Below are 2,856 nucleotides of genomic sequence, written 5' to 3'. Positions count from 1 at the left end.
CCGCGCCCGCGACATCGCCCGGCGACTGATCGGCGGGCCCGGTGACGGCCTCGACCCGGCGGCCGGCGGGCTCGTCGCCCCCCGCCCCGGCCTGGTGCCCGGGGGGGCCGGCATCGCCCTGGCCCTCGACCGGCTCGGCCGGCCGGCCGCGGCCGCCGCGCTGTTCGAACGGCTGGCCGCCGGGCCCCTGCCCGACGCCCCGGGCCTGGCCGCCGGCGCGGCGGGAATCGGCCTGGCGCTGACCATCTGGGGCCGGCGACGGGACGACGCCGCCGCCGTTGGCCGCGCCCGCGACATCGCCCGGCGACTGATCGGCGGGCCCGGTGACGGCCTCGACCCGGCGGCCGGCGGGCTGTTCGGCGGCGGGAGCGGGATCGCGCTCTTCCTACTCCGCCTGGCCCGCATCGACCCGGACCCGCGACTTGCGGCGGCGGCCGTACGGGCCTGGCGGGCCGACGCCGACCGCTTCCGGGACGCTCACGATCGGGCGCGGTCGGCCGGCGACCCCGGCCCCGGCCCCGGCCTCGCGACGGGGTGGGCCGGGCCGGCCATGGTCGCGGGCGAGCTCCTGCGGCAACCGCTCTCCGCGGACGACCGGCGGGCCGTCCGCTCGGGATCGGCGTCGGCCCGAGCGGCGATGCGCCGCTCGTTCCAGCCGGGCGCCGGCCTGTTCGACGGGTGCGCCGGCACCGTCGTCGCGCTGAGCCGCCTGGCCGGCAGCGGCACCGGTGCCGAACCCGAGCCCGGTGCCGACGCCGACCTCGAGCGGCGGGCCGACCGGGCCGCGTCGCTCGCGGCCCGGCGCTGCCTGGATCTGTTCGCGGTCGAGCACGACGGGCACCCGGCCTATCTCGGGGCCGAGGCGCTGCGGCTGTCGGCCGATCTGTCCACCGGGGCGGCTGGGGTGCTGCTCGCGCTGCACACCGTCGAGACCGGCGCGCCCGCCCCCCTGCCGTTCCTGGATCTGCCCGCCGGTGCCCCGGAGCCGGTCGCCGCCCCCGAACCCGACCCGTCGGCCGGCCCCTCCGCCGGCCGGATCCATCGAGGAGGAACCCGATGAATGCCACCACGTCCTGCCGGGTCTGCCGAGGACCGGTCGAGGAGTTCCTCGACCTGGGCCGGCAACCGCTGTCCGACGCGTTCCGGCTGCCGGACGCGGACGACGATGAGTTCTTCTACGACCTGCGGGTGGGCCTGTGCGGGAGCTGCTCGATGGTGCAGCTGATGCGAGAAGTCCCACGCGAGAGGATGTTCCACGCCGATTACCCGTACCACTCGTCGGGCTCGCGTCTGATGCGCGAGCATTTCGAGGCCACCGCGGAGCGGCTGGCTCGCACCGAACTGACCGGTCCGGACCCGTTCGTCGTCGAGATCGGTTGCAACGACGGCATCATGCTGCACGCGCTGGCCGAGCGGGGGATCCGGCACCTGGGGGTGGAGCCGTCCGCCGGGGTCGCCCGGGTCGCCGCCGAACGGGGCATCGACGTGCGGATCGACTTCTTCGAGGAGGCGACCGCGCTCGACATCGCGGCCACCCACGGGCCGGCCGACGTCATCTACGCGGCCAACACGATCTGCCACATCCCGTACCTGGACTCGGTCTTCCGCGGCGTGGACGCCCTGCTGGGCCCGGGCGGCGTCTTCGTCTTCGAGGACCCCTACTGGGGGGACATCGTCGAGCAGGTCTCCTTCGACCAGATCTACGACGAGCACTTCTACCTGTTCACCGCCCGGTCGGTGCAGGCGATGGCCCGCCGGTTCGGCTTCGACCTCGTCGATGTCGCCGCCCTGCCCGTGCACGGTGGCGAGATCCGTTACAGCCTGGCCCGGATCGGTGAGCGGACGCCGTCGGGCGCGGTCGCCGCGTTGATCGCCACGGAGCGGGAACGCGGCCTGGACCGGTCCGCGACGGCCCGCCGGTTCGCCGCCCGGGTGCACCGCGTCCGGGACGACCTGGTCACCCTGCTGCGGGACCTGCGGGCCCAGGGCCGCCGCGTCGTCGGTTACGGGGCGACGGCCAAGAGCGCGACCGTCGCCAACTTCTGCGGTCTGGGCCCCGATCTCATCACCTTCGTCTCCGACACCACGCCGGCCAAGCAGGGCCGGCTGACCCCGGGGTCGCACATCCCGGTCGTCGGTCCCGGAGACTTCCGGACCGCCCGGCCCGACTACGCGGTCCTGTTCGCCTGGAACCACGCGGAGGAGATCATGGCCCAGGAGGACGGGTTCCGGGCGGGTGGCGGTCGCTGGATCCGGTACGTGCCGGACGTGCAGACGGTCTGACGGCCCGGACGCGACCTCGATGATCGACCTGCTGGCCACCCTCGAGCCGCGGCACGGCGTCGCCCGGGCGTACCGGATCGTGCCGCCGGACCCGCCGGCCGACCTCCTCTGGCGGACCCTGGTCGTCCTCGGTGACCGGGCCGGGGCCGACGACCGGCCGGGCGACCCGCCACCGGTGTTGTCCCGCCGCGTGGTCGGGGCATACGGAGGCAGCCGCGCCGACTGCCTGCCCCGCGCCGTGGGGGAGGCCGTCGAACGGTTCGCGCTCCTGCCGCCGGGCCCCGGCGCCGCCGGTCCGGCGAGCCGGTGGGGCACCGCCGCGGAGCTGCCGGCCGGGGATCGGGTCCTGGACGCCGCCGCCCCCGGTGTCGCCCTGGGGCACCCGGCCGCCCGGACCGCCCGGCTGCGGTGGTACCGGGGTCAGCGGCTGGCCGGCGGCGAGGCGGTCTGGGTTCCGGCGGCGCTGGTCGACGACCCGGCCGATCCGGCCAACGGGCCGGCCGGTTGCTTCGACCCCGGTCCCTCGGGCGCGGCGGCCGGGCCCGACCGGGAACGGGCGGTGACGGGCGCGCG

Annotated in this window: 2 protein-coding genes and 1 pseudogene; all 3 read left to right on the top strand. The window is 76.6% G+C overall.

Annotated features, from left to right (window positions below; genetic code table 11):
• Window positions 1–1,060: pseudogene (locus ACOJUF_RS13405) on the top strand (hypothetical protein); the annotation flags it as partial.
• Window positions 1,057–2,283 carry a methyltransferase domain-containing protein gene (locus ACOJUF_RS13400; RefSeq protein ID WP_420122339.1) on the top strand — a complete coding sequence of 409 codons (1,227 nt, stop codon included), beginning with the start codon at window positions 1,057–1,059 and terminating at the stop codon, window positions 2,281–2,283. The pseudogene ACOJUF_RS13405 and the gene ACOJUF_RS13400, both read left to right, overlap by 4 nt.
• A 19-nt stretch (window positions 2,284–2,302) precedes the next feature.
• The coding region (locus ACOJUF_RS13395) for a YcaO-like family protein (protein WP_420122338.1) at window positions 2,303–2,856 on the top strand (554 nt) is incomplete at its 3' end.

It is taken from the genome of Nakamurella sp. (assembly GCF_048594475.1).
In the GTDB taxonomy this organism is placed as follows: domain Bacteria; phylum Actinomycetota; class Actinomycetes; order Mycobacteriales; family Nakamurellaceae; genus Nakamurella.
The sequence above is the reverse complement of the archived record's forward strand: the minus strand, read 5'-3'. Positions and strand labels throughout refer to the sequence as shown.